We start from the raw sequence: 22,110 nt of genomic DNA, 5'->3' as shown, positions 1-22,110 counted from the left end.
ATTTAACTTTAATATATTGGAGATTCAAAATCCCAAACCCTAGAGTAAAGTGACCGAACAAGAACAAATAAAACAGCTAGAGAAGGAAAAACAACAACTTCAGGATCGATTAGATCAAATCAAAAAAAGAAAAGAAAAGAAAAAAAGTGTTGGTTTTTGGTTGCTTAAAAAATCTAGTGTTCCACTCTTAGGAATAAAACTTAAGAAAAGTATTACTAATGCTATAAGTGAGTATAAGGAAACGAAAACTGTTTCTGTAGATACCGTTTCTGATGTTTCTTCTAATATCATATGGCGGATTACTAGAATTGGTCTTTTTGGGTTGTTTGTGACATTAATACCTTCTGTCATACTTTTATACCAAACAAAATTGGTCATTAACCAGAATAAGTTAGTTGATAATCAAAATGAATTAATAGAAGCAGAAAGAAGATCTTCTTTAGTTTTTATTATGGATAATTTGCTTTCTGATCTAAGTGAGGAACTAAAATATAAAGGTTCTAGTGAACGTAATATTAGTCCAGTTTTAGAGGCAAGAATAGCAAGCTTGTCCAGAGCAATGAAACCCTATAGATATGAAGAAGATGGTGAACTTATTGATAAAAAGATAAGTCCAGAAAAAGGGCAATTGCTATTTAGTTTATTAAGAAGTGATCTAGCAGATCAATCTTACAGAGAGATTTTAGATGCATCCGATTTTAGTTATACATATTTTAAAGATATATTCTTGGGAAGAGGAGTTAATTTAAAGTATATCAATTTAAGTCATTCTAATTTATCAGAAGTTAATCTTCCCGCAGCTAATTTAGAGCGAGCAGAATTGGTATACGCCAATTTAAAAAGAATAAATCTCTCCGATGCTATATTGAAAAGAGCTAATCTGACTAACGCCGATCTAACCAATTCAGAATTATTAAGTTCTGATTTAACAAATGCAAAATTATATGGATCAGATCTGACAGAAGCAGATTTAACGGAAGCTACTTTATGGGGAACTAAGTTAGATGATGCTAATTTATCAGATGTGGTTTTAGATAATGTAATTGTACATCGACAAGATTGGATAGCTTATGTTAAGGATTCTTTGGATCTAAAAGGTGCAGAAGATATTCAAGATAAATATCGAGTTAAAAAACAAGGCGAGCAGCAGTTTATCTTGGTTAAAAAGTAAAAAACAAAGTTTATATCAATTTTTGAAAATTAGGCTATGAACTTTGTTTACCAACCAGTTTCCAGCGGGAAAGTATAAAGCAAAAAACAAAGCCATTCCTAAACTAAAATTCTGAGGATTAAATAATTGGTCAAGCAGATTGTTTGGGTATACATAAGAAGTTTGTAACCAATATCCCAGAAACTCCAGAATACCCATAGCTACTAATCCGTATGCATATTGGTTAAAGAAGTTGTATTTTTTTAATAAAATTGAAATCGGAACCATATACAAGATATAACAAGTAATTACTTGCCACCAATAACTAAATCTTGCAATTTCCATTTCTGCACCAAACTGATTCATTCCCAATCCCCATAAAAAATATATTATAATATATGTGAAGATCATTGTTTTAGGAGTTTCCTTTATTTCCTTGAGACTTTGAATAAGGATTTCTTTCATAATTAAAGATCTATTTTTGTTAAGGTTCTAAACCAGGTTTTTTTGCGTATAGTGTATTTTTTTACGCCACTTTTATTAAGAATGTTTTCTAATTCATTAATAGTAAAAGCCCTGCGTATTGCAATTAACCCATCTTGTTTGGCTAATTTGGAAATCGGTAAAAAAATACTCGAATACTTAAATAAAATATAAGCAGTTTTACTTCTTTTTAATTCGCTAAATATAATATGCTTAATTCCTTTTTCTTGTATCCTTTTTATAAAATTAACTAGTTCTTCATCTTCAAAGTGATATATAAAATGACTACTTATGATAATATCACAATCAGGAATTAGAAATGCAGGATCTAGAATATCGCCAATCTCGAATTGTATATGATCCTTTTTAGCATATAAAGAATTAGCATGGTTAACACTTTGTGGATTCCCATCAATTCCAAGAAAATCACCTTGAATGCCGTTATTATTAAGCTTATTAAAAACATTATAAATACTATCGCCACCTCCGCAACCAATATCCACTATTCGAAATCTTTTTTTATTAGGATTTTTGATACAATAATCAAGAGTGCTTTTAGCTAGTTGCTTATGATTTCCGAACAGCTTGTTGATTAATTTTAAGCTTATTAATGCTTTCGATAATTTTTTTCCAGATAGAGATAAATTATCAAGTTGTTCTTTATTATGAAGACGAATTCGCAAATTCAAGATCTAAATTGGGATTTTATTTTTATTCGTCTCAATATTAATAATAACTTTACATTAAAAACATAAAATTCATGAATAATGAATATTTAAATAAGGTTATTAGAGAACGCAGAGCAATTTTTCCTTCTCAATATAATAATAAGCCAGTTTCTAAAGAATTTATTAAAAGCTTATTGGAGAATGCAAATTGGGCTCCTACACATCGGTTAACAGAACCGTGGCGTTTTAAGGTCGTACGTGGAGAAGCAAAAGGTAGACTAGGAATTTTTTTATCAGATACCTATACCGATATCACACCAGATGATAAGTTTTCACCATTTAAAGTTAAAAAGATCAAAGATAAATGTGATGCTTCTGATACTATTATAGCTATATGTATGCAAAGAGATGCTAAAGAACGAGTTCCTGAATGGGAAGAAATAGCTGCAACTGCTATGGCTGTCCAGAATATGTGGCTTACGTGTGCGGCTAATAATATTGGGTGTTATTGGAGTAGTCCCGCATTAGTAAAATATGCAGGCGAGTTTTTTGAACTTGAAGAAGGAGAAAGATGTTTAGGTTTTCTTTATATAGGTAATTATGATAAAGAAGATGAATTGTCTTCTAAAAGAAATCCAGTCGAAGAGAAAGTAAAATGGCTTGATTAGCAAATAAAAAACCCTTCCAAACAGGAAGGGTTTTTACATATATATGACTATATATTATTGCTTTTTAAGTGCATCAGTAGCTTTATTAGCTCCGTCTTTTACTGCATCTTTTGCAGCATCAACTGCGTCACCGGCAGCGTCTTTTGCAGCATCAACTGCATCACCTGCAGCATCTTTTGCAGCATCAACCGCACCGTCTACTGCTTCTCCAGCAGCAGCTTTTACTGAATCTACTACTTCTCCAGCAGCTTCTTTTGCTTCTTCTACTGCTTCTCCAGCAGCTTCTTTTGCTTCTTCAGCAGCTTCTTTTACTTCTTCAACAGCATCACTAGCAGCATCTTCTGCTTTTGTTGTGTCTTTACAAGAAGTTACTGAAACGGCTAACGTTAGAGCAATTGCTCCTAAAAATAATCTTTTCATAATTGATAGATATAGTTAATTGGGTTATTGAACGCCAAATTTAACATTTTATTTTATATATTGTTTTTTTCGATCAAGTATTTCCAATACCGTTTTGGAAGATGTTGTATATGTAGCTTTGAATTTTTCCTAGATTTTATATTAACGTTGTTGAAATACGTTTTCCATAATTGTTGGAATTCCAGTTCATCATTGGTGTAATATTCTTTATTTATTGTAGTGGTATGTTTGGAAAAATAGTCTAAAGTAACGATCTCTACTTCGTGAAGATTATAAAATATTCCGTAAGCTCTTTTAATATCATAAATTAACCATTTTTGATCAGCATATCTATCCTTAAAGTGATGGATTAATAATGGTAATACATTAAAATCAGGTTCTACAGTAGCAGTGTAGATTTTATCTTTGGTTTTTTTAAATCTTACAAAAGCTTCCATACGATGCTTTTCTCTACTAACCATCTTGGCTACTTGGCTTATTTTAAGAATATCTTTGTTGCTATAATCAATGAATTTAGAATTTGTTGTCTTAAAAGTGTTCTTTATATAAGAAAATATGGTGTTTTCTACACCTTTAATTTCACTTAAGAAGGCTCTGAAAAGAATTTTTTGTTGTGATACGTCAGTTTTACTTTGGATACCTTTCCAGACTCTTTTGGCTTTAGCTTTATCCGTATGGACTGTTTCGGAAATCGTAAATAATTGATTATTTATTTCCTGTTGTTTTTGTATAATTGGTGAATTAATTTTTTGCTCATAGATTATAAAAACGCATGATAAGAATCCATCAAAACTTCCATCGTATAATAAAATAGTTTGCGGATTCATAGTATTTCGTTTAAGGAAATAGACTTAATTGATTTGTGAAATATTTATCGTGCTTACTTTTGGAAGAATTCATGATAAGTTTTTTTAAGTCTAATGGAGCTATATCTTTATGAAAAAAATTGGTAGAATTACAGGTTATAAAATATTTTGACCTGTTTAGAGAAATACCAATCGCCTTAAGATGTGACCAATCTAATTTTCTAAATCTTCTAGCTTGTAGTATTTTGTATACTGATTGCATTCCGATTCCGGGTACTCTAGCAATTATATTTTTATCAGCTTTATTAATATCAATCGGAAAAAGCTGCATGTTTCGTAATGCCCAGCTCAATTTTGGATCTATATCTAATTCTAGGTTTTTATGTTGCTCGTTTAATAGTTCTTGGATCGAAAACCCATAAAAGCGCAGTAACCAATCAGTTTGGTATAATCTGTTTTCTCTTAAAATTGGTACTTCTGTTTGTATAGAAGGTAATCGATTATCTGTGGTTATTGGAATATAACCTGAATAATAAACTCTGCGCATATTAAATTTTTTATAATAATAGTTTGCAGAATACATTATATCTCTATCACTCTCTCCGGTTGCTCCAATAATCATTTGAGTACTTTGACCTGCTGGAGCATATTTAGGAGTGTTTTTTATCGACTTTTGTTCAGATTTGTAACGAATTATTTCATTTTTCACCTTTCTCATAGGTTTTATGAAATCCTCATGTTTTTTGTCTGGAGCCAATAGTTTTAGCCCTGATATTGTGGGGATTTCAATGTTGACGCTTAATCGATCCGCATAAAGTCCAGCTTCTCTCATAAGTTCATCACTTGCGCCCGGGATAGATTTTAAATGAATGTAGCCGTTAAAATTCTCTTCTAGTCTTAGTTTCTTGGCTACTGCTACTAAGCGTTCCATGGTATAGTCAGGATTTTTAAAAATTCCAGAACTTAAAAATAAACCTTCTATATAGTTTCTTCTGTAAAAATTTATAGTCAGGTCGACTACCTCTTGGATTTTAAATGCGGCTCTTTTTATATCATTGCTTTTTCTGGTAACACAGTATGCGCAATCAAATATACAGTGATTAGTAAGTAAAATTTTTAATAGGGATACACAGCGTCCGTCTTCTGTATAACTATGGCATATACCCATTCCGGTATTATTGCCTAATCCTTTTTGTGTATTTGCTCTTTTTCCTCCACTACTTGCACAAGATACATCGTATTTAGCTGCATCGGCAAGAATCGATAGTTTTGCAGTGATTCTATCAAACGACATACGAATTTTGATTGGATGTCTTGATTTCGTGCTTTAATGCTCTAAATATTTCTTCAATGTCAACAAGGATTTGATAGTCCGTAAAACGTAATACTGTTATACCTAAGGAATGAATGTGTAATTTTTTAGGAGCATCCTGACTATATACTTCAGAAAATTCATGGGCATACCCATCTATTTCTATGGCGATTTTTAATACAGGACAATAAAAGTTAAAAGTATAATTATCAACCTTGTGATTCCTAAGGAAATAAAACCCTTTCTTGGTTAAACTTTCATAAAGTTCTTCTGTTGCTGGAATAGAATTATTTAATGAATACTTAATGATTTTTTCTGATTCCGGTTGATGTAATACAATTTGTGATCTCATAAGATTATAGTTGACTAGTAATTTTTCCAAATTTATGGAATTATTCCAACAAAATAAAAATGAAATAGTGTTAAAATTGGAATTATTCCAAAAAACAGTATATTTGTTACATAATTATCCCTAACCGGAGTAACAGAAATGTATGCTAATAAATAAATAATAGTTGTATGGATAATTTAACTAACCAAACCATTCAACGCTTTAAATCAATCCGCGAGGAAAATCATTTTACGCAATCTGATTTTGCTAAGGTTTTGAATATTAAGAATTCTACAGCGGATATAGAAAGAGGAAAAACAAAAATTTCAGGAAAAGTAGTTTCTAAATTGCTTCAGGAGTTTGGAGTGAATCCTTTATGGTTGTTTGGCGAGAGTGATCAAAAGAGAATCCAGTTACATAACGGTGATGTTGCACCTAAGGTGGTTACTGTGGATTCAGAGAATAATGAAAATATTGTTCTTGTTAATGTAAAGGCCGCGGCCGGTTATCCGCATAACGTTCAGGATGTGGATTGGTATCAACAATTGCCTGCGTTTGATATACCATTACCAGAATATAGGAATGCTACTTATAGAGGGTTTCAGGTTGAAGGAGATAGTATGCTGCCTGTTTTGGAGCCTAAAGAATGGGTTATTGGAAAAGCTGTAAATAATCTGTCGGAATTGAGTAGTAATGCTTTGTATGTTGTGGTTTTACAAGATAGTGTAGTGGTGAAGAAAGTTAGAAAGAATGAAGATTCATCAGTGTTGACGTTAATTTCTCTGAATACTGATTATTTACCATTTACAATTCATACGCATCAAATAGTGGAGATTTGGGAAGTGAACAGTAAACTTAGTTTTAATATTGATGCAAATTCTGATACTGCTAGTATTAAACAATTACAGGATGCGATGATGGTTTTGACATCTGAAGTTAGAAGTCTAAAAAATTAATCTATAAATCCATGTTTTCTTGCATGTTCTTCCGCTTCTTGTGATGAGTGAACAAGTAGGATAGGAGTAATGGTAAAAGAATTAATAATATCCATGATTCGTTTTTCCTTTCTTTTATGATTAACGCTTCTCAGATAAATTGCTAATATTCGGTCGGGAAATTGTTCCGCGATTTCTGTATAAATATTTGCATCTTTTTCGCCACTGTCTCCAATAAGTATGAACTTTAAATCAGAATATATTTTTAGGATATTTAAAATTTCTGACTGTTTATGTGGAGCTGTTGGTTTTGGTGTTTTGTCAAAAGGTGTTCTGAAATCTCGTAATAAAATAGGTCCTTCTGGGAAGTAATGTTTTTTTAAAAAAGCGGTTAAATAATCATATAAGTTCCAAGGACTATTACTAACATAAAAAATTGGATTAGTTGATTTTTTGGCTTTACCAAGTTTCAGTTTCTGATAAAATTGGACAGTTCCTTCAAGCGGTAATCTCCTGTCAAAATTTTTAAAAAAAGTGTTTGCAATAACTCGCCACTTTAAGATAGATGCTACACCTGTATGCAGAATTGTATCATCAATATCACTGATTATACCATAAGAAGCATTTTTAGAAGGGACTAACATTTTTCCTTTAAAGGTATTTGATTGAATTACTTTCTTGTTACCTGGATTTTGATAGGAAACTGTATAATTAATATATCCTTCTTTATTTAGTAATTCATTAGGGTTTGATATAATTTCATCAAAGTTATAGTATCCTTCGGCATCGGTGATTGTGGTAAATTTTTCTCCATTAGATAGTTTTAGATTGATATAAGTTTTTCTAATTTCATCACTTTCGAATTGTCGATAAATGTTTCGTAATGTTTTGAAAGCTCCAGTATTTCCATCAAAATTGACATTTTCATCTTCTAGTGCTCTACCAGTTGCTCTTAATCTGTTTGTGGTTCCATATCCTAGGTAAGAATTAATTCGTAGTGGTTTTTTTTTGAACATTATAGTTTTAATTATAGTAGCAATATAAAGATAAAAAACCCCGCTAAATAGCGAGGTTTTTTTATTAAATAGCTTTAATATTACTTTATTGAAGCTTTTATTTCTTCAATTTTAATCTTTACATCTTTCTCTGTCCCATTAAGTTTTTTTACTTCGGTAGAAGTTTTTCCATTGACTGTTTTGGTTATAGTAACTTTAGCATTTGCAATATCACCATCCATGTTCATTTCAACTTGAATTAATTTTCCCGTTTTATCAGAAGAAGATGTTGTTTCTATAACTTCTATTTCATTGGTCGCAACAGCGGTTTCAGAAGTATGTCCACCAAGAATAGGTGCAATTACAAGACCGATTAGACATGTTAATTTTATTAAGATGTTCATAGAAGGTCCAGAAGTATCTTTAAAAGGATCTCCAACAGTATCTCCAGTTACGGCTGCTTTATGAGCATCGGAACCTTTATAAGTCATTTCTCCATTTATTTCTACACCTGCTTCAAATGATTTTTTAGCATTATCCCAAGCTCCACCGGCGTTATTTTGGAATATAGCCCATAAAACACCAGAAACTGTAACTCCGGCCATATATCCACCTAACATTTCTGCTATAGCCTGATTATTCATTCCAAAAATCATGGGAATAAAAGCAATTGCTAATGGAAATCCTATAGTTAGTAATCCAGGTAACATCATTTCTCTCAAGGACGCTTTTGTCGAGATTGCAACACATTTGTCATATTCCGGTTTCCCAGTTCCTTCCATAATTCCGGGTATCTCTTTAAATTGTCGACGCACTTCATATACCATTTCCATTGCAGCTTTTCCTACCGCATTCATAGCTAAGGCAGAGAATACTACAGGCACCATTCCACCAACAAATAACATTGCTAATACAGGTGCTTTAAAGATGTTGATTCCGTCAATTTCTGTAAATGTTACATATGCAGCAAATAGGGCTAAGGAGGTTAACGCTGCAGATGCAATAGCAAATCCTTTTCCAGTTGCAGCTGTTGTATTTCCTACTGAGTCTAAAATATCAGTTCGTTCTCTTACGATTGGTTCTTGTTCACTCATTTCTGCAATCCCTCCGGCATTATCAGCAATAGGTCCAAAAGCATCAATTGCTAATTGCATTGCTGTCGTAGCCATCATAGCGGATGCAGCCATAGCTACTCCATAAAATCCAGCAAAAGCGTATGAAGCCCAAATAGCTCCGGCAAATAATAAAACGGAGGAAAAAGTGGAGATCATACCCGTAGCTAGACCAGCGATAATGTTAGTCCCCGCTCCAGTACTTGATTTTTGCACAATTTCTAATATAGGTTTTTTACCTAAACCGGTATAATATTCGGTAACTGCAGAAATAACTCCTCCTACAAAAAGACCAACCAATGTGGCATAAAATACACGCATTGAAGAAATATCAATTAAACCTTCTCCGAAAAATTCCATTTTCATAGTTTCAGGAAGCATATATGTACATAAAGCAAAACAAGAGGCGGCAACTAATGCTATAGATGTCCAGTTTCCTATGTTAAGAGCCCCCATAACTTGAGCTTCTTTGGCATCGTTACTTTTTATTTTTACGAGCATCGTTCCGATAATAGAAATAATAATTCCAGCTCCTGCTATTGCAACGGGTAATAAAACAGGTCCAATTCCATCAAATCCTTCGCTAACGATATTTCCTCCCATATCTTTAATGATATAATTACCTAGTACCATCGCTGCTAATACTGTAGCTACGTAGGAACCAAATAAATCTGCACCCATACCAGCAACATCTCCAACATTATCTCCAACGTTATCTGCAATAGTAGCAGGATTACGAGGATCATCTTCTGGGATTCCTGCTTCTACTTTTCCAACTAAATCCGCTCCTACATCTGCAGCTTTGGTGTAAATTCCTCCACCAACACGAGCAAACAAAGCAATAGATTCAGCTCCTAAGGAGAATCCTGCTAAAGTTTCTAGAACAACAGTCATATCAGATGTGTTGGTCCATTGTCCTCCCATAAAATAATGAAAAAAGACAATAAAAAACGCAGTTAATCCTAAAACTGCTAAACCAGCAACACCAAGACCCATTACCGTACCTCCACCAAAAGAAATCTTTAATGCATTTGGTAAACTACTACGAGCCGCTTGTGTAGTTCTTACATTGGTTTTGGTAGCAATTTTCATCCCTATATTACCTGCAAAAGCAGAGAAAACCGCTCCAAATATAAAAGCAATAACAATTAACCAATGAGTAGTTGGTACTACAAAAGATACAATAGTAAGTAATACACTTACTATTACTACAAATATTGCAAGTAATTTGTACTCTGCATTTAGGAAAGCTAAGGCTCCTTCGTATATATGATCTGAAATTTCTTTCATTTTTCCATCACCGGCATCTTGTTTCATTACCCAAGATTTTTTAACCAGCATATAAATAAGCCCTAATAATGCCAAAACAATTGGCATATAAATCATATTTGATTCCATTAAATGTATTTTTAGTTAATTAGTCACTAAATGTAGTGAAATAAAGCTAAAAAGAAAAAGCGCAATATTCTTAACAAAATATTGCGCTTTTATTTATTTTTTGTATAGACTTTAGTGAATACTGAATAAACCTTTTGGTTTATTTGGCATATCCTCAAAACGTTTTACACAGGCTTTGATGATTTCTCTGGCTTCATCTATATTTCCCCAGCCACCAACATCTACTTTTTTCTCTTCTAAATCCTTGTATACTTGGAAGAAATGTTCTATTTCTTTTATAAGGTGTGGATTCATTTCTTTTAGATCGGCTAAACGACTAGCGATAGGATCTGCCACAGGTACACAAATGATTTTTTCATCTGGACCTTTTTCATCGGTCATATGAAAAACACCTATTGGTTTAACTTCCATTACACATCCAGGAAATGTAGGTTCTGTTACCAATACTAGAACATCAAGTGGGTCACCATCTAATGCTAAAGTTTCTGGGATAAATCCATAATCTGCTGGATACATCATAGAAGAAAAGATCATGCGATCGTAGCGGATCTTTTTTATATCAAAATCGTATTCATATTTATTTCGGCTTCCTTTTGGAATTTCGATTAGTACATCGAAACTTTCGCGATTTGCTGCGCTCATATTATTATTCTCATTTTTATGGGCGGCAAATATAAGTATTACAGGGGTTTGGTTAAAATTTATAACCAAAAATAACAGATTTTTGTGCTAATTTTTAATGTTATGGTAACCTTAAACCTTTTCGTAAAAACAGATAGTACGATTTATAAAATAAATGAGCAAAAATATAAAGCTTGATAAAAGAGGTTAAATCATATAAAGTTTATCTCTTTAGAAATAGAACCCGAAAGATCCTGTTACTCCAAAATCACGAGCATCAGGGTTATCGAAGTAATTTCCTCTAAAGTGAAAATCAATTCTGAATACTTTAAATATATTTCCAACACCTAAACTATATTCCCAATAAATTTCTTCATCTGGTGCACCTACGGTCTGTAAGAAACCAGAGGCATCTAATGCAATGTTTTCATCAGATAGTTCACCCCAAACTCCTCGAACACCAACAAGTTCTCGTAAATTTAATTTTCTCAATAATGGTATTCTGGAAAAAATTCTACCATTAAAATTATGTTCAATATGTACAGCAGCATAAGTATCTGTAACAAATTCGTAGAAATTTAATAACGGAAATGTATTTTGAATTGATAAGTATGTCTGATTACCAGGTACTACACTTAGCAGTCCTAATGGTACTTCTCCAAAAGTTTTACCTACTTCTAAAGAGCTACTAAGAACACCAAAGCCACCAATGTTCCATGGTTGCCTATAGAAGAATTGAAGTTTTTGATACTCAAAATCACTTTCTAAGATATGATCTAATCCTAAAGAATAGTTAAGAAATAGTTGTGCATAGTCGCCGTCATTTACCGTTATTTTATCTACACCATATCCGGTTGTTTTACGTCCTGGATAATAGGCCAGCGTAGTAGCTATTTCTGCTTGCTTAATTTCAGATTTTATTTCGCCAGTTTCAGGGTCGAAAAAGTCAAGACTAAATAGATCATCATCTGCTGGTTTTAAAGTTCTATATGATCCAGTGACTCCTATAGTGAAATTCTTTCGAGGCTCTATTTGCATCGAAAAAGCTGATAGATTTATAGAGGTTAATCTACTATTATCACCTGTAGCAACTATGGATGAAGACGCTAAACTTCGTCCTTCTACATCGTTTGTGTTAGTTAGGCTAGCTCCTAATTGTTCTACATCTCTTCGATTTCCAGCTGAAACTATTAATCTAGACTTTCTATCTACTAGATATTTTCCTGAAATTCCATATTTAAATTTATTATCTCTAAAACCGTAAGCTCCATATCCTTCTATCCTCCATCGATCATTTGCAGTAAAATATGTACGACCTCCAGCTCTTAATCTAAACCCTTCAATTGTGTTATACCCTACGGTAGAGAATAAAGGACCAAAATCCCATCCATTAAATTCTACATAACCTGTAGCTAATATGGTACCTACATTATAAAGTCTTTTAAAGGCTTTTACTGTTCTAAGTGTGTCTAGTAGCTTGTATACCTTTTGTTCATCCTTATTAAGATCTTCCATTCTCGCGTTAGACCAAAAAGAATCATCTCTATTGTAGATATCCTGATTATATGGATCTACTTGGCTCTGGTAGAATTTTTTATCTTTCTTTTGATCAAATTTGTAGTTGTCATAAAGTGTAGTTCTTTTACCATACATTCCTCGAGATTTCTCCTTTTTGTTAAAGGCAAAATCTGATTGAAAATAATCTTTGGTAATAAGGAAAATAGAATCGTTGAGAACGTCAAATTCTTGTTCGATGTATAGGTCTTTTACCCAGTTGATGTTAGCACTTTTTGTAACTTCTAGGTTAATTTCTTTGATTGCCCAAGTAGTGTCATTTACCCAAAAATCTCCCTTAAAAGTAAGTTCGTTTTTTCTTCTAGGGTAGTAGATAATATTATAACACCATTTATTCCCTATATAAGCGCTATCTGATAAGACATAATTATATACATTGATTCCAGTTCTAGAAAGAGGACTAGTAAAACTTTTGTCAAAAAACTTTAGGTAATTGTCATAGATATCATAATCAGAATATAAATCTTTTACAAATGCTATAAGCGTTTGATTATCACTAAAACCTGCATTTTTATTACCTTTTAAAACCTCTTTAAGTTCATTGAGTTCATTGTCACCGTAAACTTTAGAAATTGCTTCGTTAAGAAAGATTGGGAGATAGGTTTTACCGGTAATTCTCGAAGTATCAATATCTTCGAAAATAAACTCCATTCCATTAAAAATTCTACTATTAACTAAGGCGCTATCTATGGTATTTAAATCGAATTCAAGTTTTTCGTATTTATCATAATTATACTGCTTAAACTTTTTAACACCATTCTCTCTTCTGTTATCCCAAATTTTACGAAGTATATCTATCGCGGGGTTGTTTTTTTTAGAGGTTTTTCCTTTATAAATAACAACTTCATCTAATGAAGCCGCTTCCTCTTCTAATACAACTTCCATATTGTAAGTAGTACGTTTGGAAAGTTTTATTGTTTTTGTTTCAAAACCGATAAAAGAGACTTTAATATTACTGTGATTTTGATCAGATTCCATATAGAACTTACCATTTTCATCTGTGATAGTTCCAATAGTTGAATTAACGAAAACAATATTTGCAAATGGAACAGATTGTTTATTGCTATCATAAACATAACCACTTACTTTAGTTTGTGCGAAAACGAAGGAGTTGCTAAATGCAAAAAATAAAAACCCTAAAACCCAATATCTCATCTAATATTTTTAAATAATTACGATTAGCATCATTGAAATAATTTGATCTTATAAAATCAAAAAGGATCAATTAAGTCCTCTTTTATCTAAGTTAATTAGCAATGTAATAACCTAATTCTGTTTGATCAATTTAATGTTGCTCTATCTAAAACACATCAATATATAAAAACCCTACCTCTTATATTTTACAAATCCAAAAATGTTTTGTGTTAAGCTCTATAATCAAAAGCTTAACACAAAACATTTTTAAATATATAAACTCAAAATTTCAAAGTGCCCTAAAAATTGACGTTTGTAAACTTGTGATATTTCATCAAATTCCGAGCCAACTTTTATGATGCAGCAAATCAAAATTTAAAAATCTATCAGATGCAAAGAAAAAGGGTTCCTTTTATTTATACATTACTTTTTTGACAGCTTTAACAACATCTTTACTGTTTGGTAACCATTCTTCAAATAAAACCGGTGAATAAGGTGTTGGAGTATCAGCTGTATTTATTTTTATGACAGGAGCATCTAAATAGTCAAAAATATTAGATTGAACCTGATACGTTATTTCAGATGCAATATTTGCTAATGGCCAAGCTTCTTCTAGAATAACAAGTCGATTTGTCTTTTTTACTGAAGTAAAAATAGCATCCAAGTCTAGAGGGCGTACAGTTCTAAGATCTATAATTTCGCAGGCGATGTTTTCTTTTGCAAGTTCATCTGCAGCTTTTACGGCTTCTTTGATAATTTTACCAAAAGACACGATGGTTACATCAGCACCTTCTCTAATAGTTTCTGCAACACCAAGTGGGATTGTGTATTCTCCTTCGGGTACTTCACCTTTATCTCCATACATTTGCTCACTTTCCATGAAAATAACTGGGTCATTATCACGGATAGCAGATTTTAATAAACCTTTAGCGTCTTTAGGGTTAGAAGGGATTACTACTTTTAGTCCTGGAGTATTTGCAAACCAGTTTTCAAAAGCCTGAGAGTGTGTAGCACCTAGTTGTCCAGCAGATGCAGTAGGTCCTCTAAATACGATAGGAATATTAAATTGTCCACCACTCATTTGACGCATTTTTGCAGCGTTATTAATGATTTGGTCAATTCCAACTAATGAAAAGTTGAAAGTCATAAATTCTATGATCGGACGATTACCATTCATAGCACTACCAACCCCTATACCAGAAAAACCTAGCTCAGATATTGGAGTGTCAATAACTCTATCTGGGCCAAACTCATCAAGCATACCTTTACTAGCTTTATAAGCTCCATTGTACTCAGCTACTTCTTCACCCATAAGATAAATAGATTCATCTCGGCGCATTTCTTCGCTCATTGCTTCGCAAATTGCTTCTCTGAATTGTATCGTTTTCATTTCTAAAATAATTATTTTTGTGCTACACGAAAGGCAAAAGTAGCAATTAATACCTTTTACTAATCATTGAAAATTGAAAAATTTACTATGCATGCATAGTAAATTCGACATTTTATTTGTACCTTCGCTTTTATTATTAAATTCTCAAAAAATACCTATATAAAATGAAGATATTAGTTTGTATTAGCCATGTGCCGGACACTACTTCTAAAATTAATTTTACCGAAGGAGATACAAAGTTTGACACAAATGGAGTACAGTTTGTAATTAATCCTAATGATGAGTTTGGATTAACGCGCGCTATGTGGTTTAAAGAAAAACAAGGTGCATCTGTTGATGTTGTAAATGTTGGAGGAGCAGAAACTGAACCTACTTTAAGAAAAGCTTTAGCTATTGGAGCAGATAATGCAATTAGAGTTAATACAGAAGCTACGGATGGTTTTTATGTGGCAAAACAACTGGCTAAAGTTGTGCAAGATGGGGGATATGATCTTGTAATTGCAGGAAGAGAGTCTATCGATTATAATGGCGGTATGGTGCCAGGTATGTTAGCTGCACTAACAGGAGCTAATTTTGTAAATACTTGTATTGGATTAGAGATAGAGGGAGATACTGCTACTGCAGTTCGTGAGATTGATGGAGGAAAAGAAACTTCGACAACTACATTACCACTTGTAGTAGGTGGTCAAAAAGGGTTGGTAGAAGAAAGTGATCTTCGAATTCCTAATATGAGAGGAATTATGATGGCTCGTAAAAAACCGCTTACCGTTATAGAAGCTGTAGAGGCTACACAAGAGACAAAAGCTGTTAAGTTCGAAAAACCAGCTCCAAAAGGAGATGTAACTTTGGTTTCTCCTGATAATGTAGGTCAATTAGTTGAGTTATTACATAACGAAGCTAAAGCAATATAATAATTTTAAAGAATGTCTATTATTATAATAATGATAATAGACTCAATATAAAAAAACAGTATATATGTCAGTTTTAGTATACACAGAAAGTGAAGGAGGCAAATTTAAGAAAGCTGCTTTTGAGGTTGCATCTTATGCAAAAGAAATAGCAAATATGCTAGGTACTACTGTTACCGCAGTTAGTGTTAACGTAGAGAATAGTAGTGATCTTGGAACATATGGAGTAGATAAAGTTTTAGAAATTAAAAACGATAAGCTTGCTACGTTTAATGCAAAAGCATATGCAGATTCATTGAAGCAAGCTGCGGAAAAAGAAGGAGCAAAAGTTGTAGTGGTTAGTTCTAGTGCAGATAGTAAGTTTTTAGCTTCTATGTTGGCTGTTAATCTTAATGCGGGATATGCTTCTAATGTTGTTGCATTACCTGAAAGTGTAGCTCCTTTTACTGTAAAAAGAACAGCTTTTACGAATAAAGCGTTTAATATTACAGAGATTTCTACAGATGTAAAAATAGTAGGATTATCTAATAATGCATTTGGATTAAAAGAAACTCAAGGTGCTGCGACAGCAGAAGGTTTTGATCCATCATTATCAGATGCCGATTTTGGTGTTAATGTAACATCAGTAGATAAGGCAACGGATAAAGTGTCTATCGCGGATGCGGAAGTTGTGGTTTCTGGAGGTAGAGGGCTTAAAGGGCCTGAAAATTGGGGAATGATAGAGGAGTTAGCTGATGTTCTTGGAGCTGCTACTGCTTGTTCTAAACCTGTAAGTGATATGGGTTGGAGGCCTCACGGAGAACACGTAGGACAAACAGGAAAACCGGTTGCAACCAATCTGTATATTGCGGTTGGGATCTCTGGAGCAATTCAACATCTTGCAGGAATTAATTCTAGTAAAGTAAAAGTAGTAATCAATAATGATCCAGAAGCACCTTTCTTTAAGGCTGCAGATTATGGTATTGTTGGTGATGCCTTTGAGGTAGTACCTCAGTTAATTGAAAAATTAAAGGAATTTAAGGCGAATAACGCATAATTTTCATAAATTGTGCCCAATCAAGGGCTGTTTGAACTCAGGAAAAAGTCCATTTGTTCAAACAGCCTTTTTTTATTGAAAATTACTATGAGTTTAGTTCGTCTGAACATAAAAGGAATATCTTACAGTCAAACCCAAAATGGCGCCTATGCATTGATTTTAAGCGAGGTAGATGGAGAAAGAAAATTACCAATTGTTATTGGAGCGTTCGAGGCGCAATCAATAGCGATTGCATTAGAAAAGGAGATTAAACCTCCTCGTCCCTTAACTCACGATCTATTTAAAAACTTCGCTGATCGATTTGATGTAGTCGTTAAACAAGTAATCATTCACAAGTTAGTGGATGGAGTTTTTTATTCAAGTATTATTTGCGAACGCGATAAGATTGAAGAAATTATTGATGCTAGAACAAGTGATGCTATCGCACTTGCGTTACGTTTTCAAGCACCGATTTTTACTTATAAAAATATCTTAGATCAAGCAGGTATTTATCTTAAAGTAAATCCTAAAAAGGATGGCGAAGATGATACTGAAAGTTTATTGGTTGATGAATTAGTCTCAGATGATGTAGAAATGGTTGGTAAAGAAACCAGTTATCAAGATTTATCTCTAGACGAATTGAATCGCATGTTGGATCAAGCTGTTGGCAATGAGGATTATGAATTAGCAGCTAGAATAAGAGATGAAATTTCAAAACGAGGTTAGTTTTGATGACATTTATCACATATTCCGAAATAATATAATATTACTTTCTACTTATATGAAAAAAGGACTACTATTTCTCCTACTATCATTATTTGCTATTACCATTTTATCAGCACAGTCTATAGAAAAAAAATGGATCCTTGAAAATGTTGAAGGAACCTCTGATAATGTATTTAAACCTGGAGACAACGATTATTTAAATTTAGAAGAAGGTTTGTTTTCTTATAAGTTAAATAATCAATTAGAAAATCTTAAAGGTGATTACTTCGCTCAAAATAATGTGTTATTATTTTTTCCTGATAACGCAGAAGATTCTATCATAAAATATAAAATCCAAAGTACTACGGATTCCACCTTAGTTTTATCTAAAAAAGATATAACATATTCTTTTATTTCTAATAAGAAAATAGTTGAAGTTGCTCCTGTACCAAAAAATAGTGAACTAATTCCTAATCAAGGTTTTTCTTTTTCGAGTTTCTGGAGAGGAGTTTTAGGAATGATTGTCTTACTAGCTATTGCATTTCTATTTAGTAGTAATAGAAAAGCAATTAATTGGAAAACAGTTGGCCTAGGTGTAGGGTTTCAATTAATAATTGCTATTGGGGTTTTAAGAGTTCCATTTGTTCAAACGATTTTTGAATGGGTAGGAAGTCTGTTTGTAAGTGTATTAGACTTTACTAGAGCAGGAAGTAAATTTCTGTTTGAAGGTTTGGTGGTAGATATGGATACTTTTGGTTTTATATTTGCTTTTCAAGTATTGCCTACTATAATATTCTTTTCGGCTTTAACTTCATTACTATTTTATTTAGGTGTTATTCAAAAGGTAGTAAAGGGTCTGGCTTGGTTATTAACTAAAGCGTTAAAAATATCTGGAGCAGAAAGTTTAAGTGTTGCAGGTAACATCTTTTTAGGTCAAACAGAGGCGCCTTTATTGATTAAAGCATACTTAGAAAAAATGAATAAGTCCGAAATGCTATTGGTTATGATTGGTGGTATGGCAACTGTTGCAGGTGCTGTATTAGCAGCATATATAGGGTTTTTGGGAGGAGACGATCCGATTTTGAGATTGCAATTTGCAAAACACCTGTTGGCTGCATCGGTAATGGCTGCACCAGGAGCGATTATTATTTCTAAGATATTATTTCCACAAACAGAAGAAATTAATACCGATGTATATGTTTCTTCGGAAAAAATAGGATCTAATATTTTAGATGCTATTGCAAACGGAACAACTGAAGGTTTGAAATTGGCGGTAAATGTTGGAGCTATGTTATTAGTATTTGTGGCTTTTATTGCAATGCTTAATGGTATGTTAGGTTGGGTTGGAGATGTAACATCTATAAATACCTGGATAGCCTCAAACACAGCTTACCAAAGTTTATCTCTTGAACTTATTTTGGGCTATATTTTTGCGCCATTAATGTGGCTAATCGGAGTTGCGAAAGAAGACATCGCTTTAATGGGGCAACTTCTCGGTATTAAATTAGCTGCTAGTGAGTTTGTTGGATATATCCAATTAGCAGATTTAAAAAATGTAGCAAACGTAACACATTTAACTTATAATAAATCAGTAATCATGGCTACATATATGTTATGTGGTTTTGCAAATTTTGCATCAATTGGGATACAGATAGGTGGGATTGGTTCTCTTGCACCTGGACAACGAAAAACATTATCAGAATTTGGAATGAAAGCTTTAATAGGTGGTACGATCGCTTCACTTTTATCAGCCACTATCGCCGGAATGATTATCGGATAAAATAAGATAGATTTTTTTGTTAAAAATGTAATTGTTGATTAGATTTTACAAGTATTTCATAATCTACACATTAAACGATATCTCAAAACCTATTTTTTGTATATTTGACAGGAATTAGTATAATTTTAACAAACTCAAAAAGAAAGTTAGAAAGGGAGTATGAAGCAATATTTGGATCTGGTACGTCATGTGCTAGAAAATGGAAATGAAAAGGAAGACAGAACGGGAACGGGAACGAAAAGTGTTTTTGGATATCAAATGCGTTTTGATTTGAGCGAAGGTTTCCCAATGGTGACTACTAAGAAACTTCATTTAAAGTCTATTATATATGAGTTATTATGGTTTTTAAATGGAGATACAAATGTTAAGTATTTACAGGAAAATGGAGTTCGTATTTGGAACGAGTGGGCAGATGAAAATGGAGATTTAGGACCAGTTTATGGACATCAATGGCGTAATTGGAATGGAGATGAAATTGATCAGATTAAGGAGATCGTTGAAGCTTTAAAAAATAATCCAGATAGTAGACGGATGTTAGTATCTGCTTGGAACCCTAGTGTTTTACCGGATACATCGAAATCTTTTTCTGAAAATGTAGCAAATGGAAAGGCTGCATTGCCTCCTTGTCATGCATTTTTCCAATTTTATGTTGCTAATGGGAAATTATCTTGTCAGCTGTATCAGAGAAGTGCGGATATTTTCTTAGGAGTACCATTTAACATAGCTTCCTACGCTTTGTTTACAATGATGATGGCTCAGGTTTGTGGTTATGAAGCAGGAGAGTTTGTACATACATTTGGAGATGCTCATATTTATAATAATCATATAGAACAATTAGAATTACAGTTGTCTAGAACTCCTAAAAAATTACCAACTATTAGAATCAATCCTAAGGTTGAAAATATTTTTGGCTTTGTTTTTGATGACTTCATACTGGAAGACTATAATCCGCACCCTCATATTAAAGGTGCAGTTGCAGTTTAACCCCCCAAAACTTAAACTGAATACTATGAAAAAACTACTACTTATTGCTACAATTTTATGTTCCACCTTTTTATTTGCTCAGGATAATGTAATCCTATCTCAAGATAATGCAAATGAAAAAGGGATTACCCCTATATGGCCTAAATGTGATAAATCAAGACAAACTCCTATAAAATGTTTTGATAATAATCTTAGAAATCATATTATTAGAAACTTTAGATATCCTGAAATTGCGGAAAAAGATGGATTAGAAGGCACAGTAACTGTGGATTTTATAATTAATAATAAAGGCAAGGCTGAAGTAATAGATGTTAAAGGTGGTCATAGACACCTGCAAAGAGAAGCTGTTAGAATTATAAGAGCTATTCCTAAAATGAAACCTGGAAAATGGGGTAAAAAGCCTATTGCTATAGCATATGAGGTGCCAATTACTTTTATTAAGCCAAAATAGATATTTGAGTTTTTAACATTGGATTAACTCTATTATCAAGTAGTGAAATAATAAAAATCATTAAATTTGAGTGTATTCGTAAATCGAATACGCTCTTTTTTTATGGTAATTACTGATAATTTGCTTTCTTCTTTCTTAGCTACAAGATCTCATACAGAAGAAATTTGCGCCCCGCTTCAAACAGAAGATTATGTTGTTCAACCCATAGTTGATGTTTCTCCACCAAAATGGCATCTAGGACATACTACTTGGTTTTTTGAAGAGTTTATTCTTGCTAAATACAAAACGGATTATATTCGATTTCATAATGATTTTGCATATGTTTTTAATAGTTATTATGAAAGTGTAGGGAAACGAGTTATAAGAACTAATAGAGGTAATCTTTCTAGACCTACGGTTAGTGAAGTTTATGAGTATAGAGACTATGTAACTAATAGTTTGTATTCATTTTTAGAAGATAATGATAATACAGAGATTAGAGCACTTGTGGAGATTGGTATTCATCATGAAAAACAACATCAAGAGTTATTATTAACGGATATAAAATATATTCTAGGTAACAATCCGTTATTACCAAAATATAATGATACGTTTAATGAGAATCCGAAAGTAAATCCTTCAACTGGATATCATAAGATTAATGAAGGATTGTACGAGATTGGTTATAAGGGAGAAGGATTTTGTTATGATAATGAACTTAGTTCACATAAAGTGTTTATTGAGGAGTATCATATTGCCAATAATTTGATAACTAATCGGGAGTACCTTGATTTTATAAATGATAAAGGGTATAAGAATAGTTTGTTGTGGCATGCAGAAGCTTGGGATTGGATTAATTCTAATGATATTAAGACACCGCTTTATTGGCATAATATAGATGAAAGATATTCTCAGTATACATTGAGGGGATTAATAGAATTGGATTTAGAAGCTCCTGTTACTCATGTATCTTATTATGAAGCCTTTGCGTTTGCTCAATGGAAGGGAGAGCGTCTTCCAACAGAATTTGAATGGGAAGCGGCTCAACAATTTTTTGATTGGGGGATAAGATGGGAATGGACTGAAAGTGCATATTTGCCTTATCCTAACTATAGTAAAGCTCCTGGAGCTCTTGGCGAGTATAACGGAAAATTTATGGTAAATCAGAAAGTGCTTAGAGGAGGTTCTGTGGCTACTCCTAATAATCATACAAGACCTACATATCGTAATTTTTTTCACCCTCAACTAAGATGGCAATTTAATGGATTGCGACTAGTAAAAAATAAATAA

General features: G+C 32.8%; 21 protein-coding genes. 10 read left to right on the top strand and 11 right to left on the bottom strand.

All coding sequences use genetic code 11. From position 1 onward, the window contains the following. Nucleotides 1-49: 49 nt before the first annotated feature. The gene (locus NMK29_RS17230; RefSeq protein ID WP_108802112.1) at nt 50-1,171 is read left to right on the top strand and encodes a pentapeptide repeat-containing protein; all 1,122 of its coding nucleotides are present in this window, start codon (nt 50-52) and stop codon (nt 1,169-1,171) included. A gap of 15 nt (nt 1,172-1,186) precedes the next feature. On the opposite strand, the gene NMK29_RS17225 is transcribed toward NMK29_RS17230, so the two are convergent. Together NMK29_RS17225 and NMK29_RS17220 are read right to left on the bottom strand one after the other, a co-directional pair. Next, nucleotides 1,187-1,615: a hypothetical protein gene (locus NMK29_RS17225; protein ID WP_108802111.1), complete on the bottom strand. Its 429-nt coding sequence runs from the start codon at nt 1,613-1,615 to the stop codon at nt 1,187-1,189. A 2-nt stretch (nt 1,616-1,617) separates the two neighbouring features. Then, nucleotides 1,618-2,322 (bottom strand): methyltransferase domain-containing protein, encoded by a 705-nt coding sequence (locus NMK29_RS17220; protein WP_159092101.1) that lies wholly within the window; start codon nt 2,320-2,322, stop codon nt 1,618-1,620. Between the two features lie 71 nt (nt 2,323-2,393). Between NMK29_RS17220 and NMK29_RS17215 the strand changes: the two genes are divergently transcribed. Then, nucleotides 2,394-2,969 carry a nitroreductase gene (locus NMK29_RS17215; RefSeq protein WP_108802109.1) on the top strand — a complete coding sequence of 192 codons (576 nt, stop codon included), beginning with the start codon at nt 2,394-2,396 and terminating at the stop codon, nt 2,967-2,969. 54 nt (nt 2,970-3,023) lie between these two features. Here NMK29_RS17215 and NMK29_RS17210 read toward each other — a convergent pair whose 3' ends face one another. Genes NMK29_RS17210 through NMK29_RS17195 form a run of 4 tightly spaced genes read right to left on the bottom strand, consistent with a single transcriptional unit; the run spans nt 3,024 to nt 5,859 of the window. Then, nucleotides 3,024-3,389: a hypothetical protein gene (locus NMK29_RS17210; RefSeq protein WP_108802108.1), complete on the bottom strand. Its 366-nt coding sequence runs from the start codon at nt 3,387-3,389 to the stop codon at nt 3,024-3,026. 53 nt (nt 3,390-3,442) lie between these two features. After that, the gene (locus tag NMK29_RS17205; RefSeq protein WP_108802107.1) at nt 3,443-4,216 is read right to left on the bottom strand and encodes a TIGR03915 family putative DNA repair protein; all 774 of its coding nucleotides are present in this window, start codon (nt 4,214-4,216) and stop codon (nt 3,443-3,445) included. 10 nt (nt 4,217-4,226) lie between these two features. Then, nucleotides 4,227-5,489 carry a putative DNA modification/repair radical SAM protein gene (locus NMK29_RS17200; RefSeq protein WP_108802106.1) on the bottom strand — a complete coding sequence of 421 codons (1,263 nt, stop codon included), beginning with the start codon at nt 5,487-5,489 and terminating at the stop codon, nt 4,227-4,229. Next, on the bottom strand, nt 5,479-5,859 hold the full coding sequence (locus tag NMK29_RS17195; protein WP_108802105.1) for an endonuclease domain-containing protein: 381 nt from the start codon (nt 5,857-5,859) through the stop codon (nt 5,479-5,481). The genes NMK29_RS17200 and NMK29_RS17195 overlap by 11 nt, the downstream gene beginning before the upstream one ends. Nucleotides 5,860-6,026: 167 nt before the next feature. On the opposite strand from NMK29_RS17195, the gene NMK29_RS17190 reads away from it, so the two are divergent. Beyond that, nucleotides 6,027-6,794, top strand: coding sequence for an XRE family transcriptional regulator (locus NMK29_RS17190; protein ID WP_108802104.1), 768 nt, complete (start codon nt 6,027-6,029; stop codon nt 6,792-6,794). Here the strand turns inward: NMK29_RS17190 and NMK29_RS17185 are convergent. The 5 genes from NMK29_RS17185 to NMK29_RS17165 all read right to left on the bottom strand — a co-directional run bounded on the left by NMK29_RS17185 (nt 6,791) and on the right by NMK29_RS17165 (nt 14,998). Continuing rightward, entirely contained in the window at nt 6,791-7,789 is a 999-nt protein-coding gene (locus NMK29_RS17185; RefSeq protein ID WP_108802103.1) for an App1 family protein, read from the bottom strand. The genes NMK29_RS17190 and NMK29_RS17185 overlap by 4 nt on opposite strands. Before the next feature lie 80 nt (nt 7,790-7,869). Continuing rightward, nucleotides 7,870-10,278, bottom strand: coding sequence for a sodium-translocating pyrophosphatase (locus NMK29_RS17180; RefSeq protein ID WP_108802102.1), 2,409 nt, complete (start codon nt 10,276-10,278; stop codon nt 7,870-7,872). A 111-nt stretch (nt 10,279-10,389) separates the two neighbouring features. Further along, nucleotides 10,390-10,920 (bottom strand): inorganic diphosphatase, encoded by a 531-nt coding sequence (locus NMK29_RS17175; RefSeq protein WP_108802101.1) that lies wholly within the window; start codon nt 10,918-10,920, stop codon nt 10,390-10,392. Nucleotides 10,921-11,130: 210 nt separating this feature from the next. Next, nucleotides 11,131-13,629 carry a DUF5686 and carboxypeptidase-like regulatory domain-containing protein gene (locus NMK29_RS17170; RefSeq protein WP_108802100.1) on the bottom strand — a complete coding sequence of 833 codons (2,499 nt, stop codon included), beginning with the start codon at nt 13,627-13,629 and terminating at the stop codon, nt 11,131-11,133. 391 nt (nt 13,630-14,020) lie between these two features. Beyond that, the gene (locus NMK29_RS17165) at nt 14,021-14,998 is read right to left on the bottom strand and encodes a pyruvate dehydrogenase complex E1 component subunit beta (protein WP_108802099.1); all 978 of its coding nucleotides are present in this window, start codon (nt 14,996-14,998) and stop codon (nt 14,021-14,023) included. Between the two features lie 164 nt (nt 14,999-15,162). On the opposite strand from NMK29_RS17165, the gene NMK29_RS17160 reads away from it, so the two are divergent. From NMK29_RS17160 to egtB, 7 genes are all read left to right on the top strand, one after another. After that, nucleotides 15,163-15,909: an electron transfer flavoprotein subunit beta/FixA family protein gene (locus NMK29_RS17160; protein WP_108802098.1), complete on the top strand. Its 747-nt coding sequence runs from the start codon at nt 15,163-15,165 to the stop codon at nt 15,907-15,909. 64 nt (nt 15,910-15,973) lie between these two features. Beyond that, the gene (locus tag NMK29_RS17155; RefSeq protein ID WP_108802097.1) at nt 15,974-16,942 is read left to right on the top strand and encodes an electron transfer flavoprotein subunit alpha/FixB family protein; all 969 of its coding nucleotides are present in this window, start codon (nt 15,974-15,976) and stop codon (nt 16,940-16,942) included. An 87-nt stretch (nt 16,943-17,029) separates the two neighbouring features. Then, nucleotides 17,030-17,647: a bifunctional nuclease family protein gene (locus tag NMK29_RS17150; RefSeq protein WP_108802096.1), complete on the top strand. Its 618-nt coding sequence runs from the start codon at nt 17,030-17,032 to the stop codon at nt 17,645-17,647. Between the two features lie 55 nt (nt 17,648-17,702). Next, nucleotides 17,703-19,406: a NupC/NupG family nucleoside CNT transporter gene (locus NMK29_RS17145; RefSeq protein WP_108802320.1), complete on the top strand. Its 1,704-nt coding sequence runs from the start codon at nt 17,703-17,705 to the stop codon at nt 19,404-19,406. A 159-nt stretch (nt 19,407-19,565) separates the two neighbouring features. After that, nucleotides 19,566-20,390 carry a thymidylate synthase gene (locus tag NMK29_RS17140; RefSeq protein ID WP_108802095.1) on the top strand — a complete coding sequence of 275 codons (825 nt, stop codon included), beginning with the start codon at nt 19,566-19,568 and terminating at the stop codon, nt 20,388-20,390. 25 nt (nt 20,391-20,415) lie between these two features. Further along, nucleotides 20,416-20,841 (top strand): energy transducer TonB, encoded by a 426-nt coding sequence (locus tag NMK29_RS17135; RefSeq protein ID WP_159092100.1) that lies wholly within the window; start codon nt 20,416-20,418, stop codon nt 20,839-20,841. Between the two features lie 102 nt (nt 20,842-20,943). Next, the gene (gene egtB / locus NMK29_RS17130) at nt 20,944-22,110 is read left to right on the top strand and encodes an ergothioneine biosynthesis protein EgtB (protein WP_108802093.1); all 1,167 of its coding nucleotides are present in this window, start codon (nt 20,944-20,946) and stop codon (nt 22,108-22,110) included.

The organism is Aquimarina sp. Aq107 (genome assembly GCF_943733665.1).
Classification (GTDB): Bacteria; Bacteroidota; Bacteroidia; order Flavobacteriales; family Flavobacteriaceae; genus Aquimarina.
The sequence above is the reverse complement of the archived record's forward strand: the minus strand, read 5'-3'. Positions and strand labels throughout refer to the sequence as shown.

Coding starts and splice junctions, on each gene's coding strand:
- NMK29_RS17225 (WP_108802111.1), bottom strand. CDS start 1,615: ATGAAAGAAATCCTTATTCAAAGTCTCAAGGAAATAAAGGAAACTCCT.
- NMK29_RS17215 (WP_108802109.1), top strand. CDS start 2,394: ATGAATAATGAATATTTAAATAAGGTTATTAGAGAACGCAGAGCAATT.
- NMK29_RS17210 (WP_108802108.1), bottom strand. CDS start 3,389: ATGAAAAGATTATTTTTAGGAGCAATTGCTCTAACGTTAGCCGTTTCA.
- NMK29_RS17205 (WP_108802107.1), bottom strand. CDS start 4,216: ATGAATCCGCAAACTATTTTATTATACGATGGAAGTTTTGATGGATTC.
- NMK29_RS17200 (WP_108802106.1), bottom strand. CDS start 5,489: ATGTCGTTTGATAGAATCACTGCAAAACTATCGATTCTTGCCGATGCA.
- NMK29_RS17195 (WP_108802105.1), bottom strand. CDS start 5,859: ATGAGATCACAAATTGTATTACATCAACCGGAATCAGAAAAAATCATT.
- NMK29_RS17190 (WP_108802104.1), top strand. CDS start 6,027: ATGGATAATTTAACTAACCAAACCATTCAACGCTTTAAATCAATCCGC.
- NMK29_RS17185 (WP_108802103.1), bottom strand. CDS start 7,789: ATGTTCAAAAAAAAACCACTACGAATTAATTCTTACCTAGGATATGGA.
- NMK29_RS17180 (WP_108802102.1), bottom strand. CDS start 10,278: ATGGAATCAAATATGATTTATATGCCAATTGTTTTGGCATTATTAGGG.
- NMK29_RS17175 (WP_108802101.1), bottom strand. CDS start 10,920: ATGAGCGCAGCAAATCGCGAAAGTTTCGATGTACTAATCGAAATTCCA.
- NMK29_RS17170 (WP_108802100.1), bottom strand. CDS start 13,629: ATGAGATATTGGGTTTTAGGGTTTTTATTTTTTGCATTTAGCAACTCC.
- NMK29_RS17165 (WP_108802099.1), bottom strand. CDS start 14,998: ATGAAAACGATACAATTCAGAGAAGCAATTTGCGAAGCAATGAGCGAA.
- NMK29_RS17160 (WP_108802098.1), top strand. CDS start 15,163: ATGAAGATATTAGTTTGTATTAGCCATGTGCCGGACACTACTTCTAAA.
- NMK29_RS17155 (WP_108802097.1), top strand. CDS start 15,974: ATGTCAGTTTTAGTATACACAGAAAGTGAAGGAGGCAAATTTAAGAAA.
- NMK29_RS17150 (WP_108802096.1), top strand. CDS start 17,030: ATGAGTTTAGTTCGTCTGAACATAAAAGGAATATCTTACAGTCAAACC.
- NMK29_RS17145 (WP_108802320.1), top strand. CDS start 17,703: ATGAAAAAAGGACTACTATTTCTCCTACTATCATTATTTGCTATTACC.
- NMK29_RS17140 (WP_108802095.1), top strand. CDS start 19,566: ATGAAGCAATATTTGGATCTGGTACGTCATGTGCTAGAAAATGGAAAT.
- NMK29_RS17135 (WP_159092100.1), top strand. CDS start 20,416: ATGAAAAAACTACTACTTATTGCTACAATTTTATGTTCCACCTTTTTA.
- egtB (WP_108802093.1), top strand. CDS start 20,944: ATGGTAATTACTGATAATTTGCTTTCTTCTTTCTTAGCTACAAGATCT.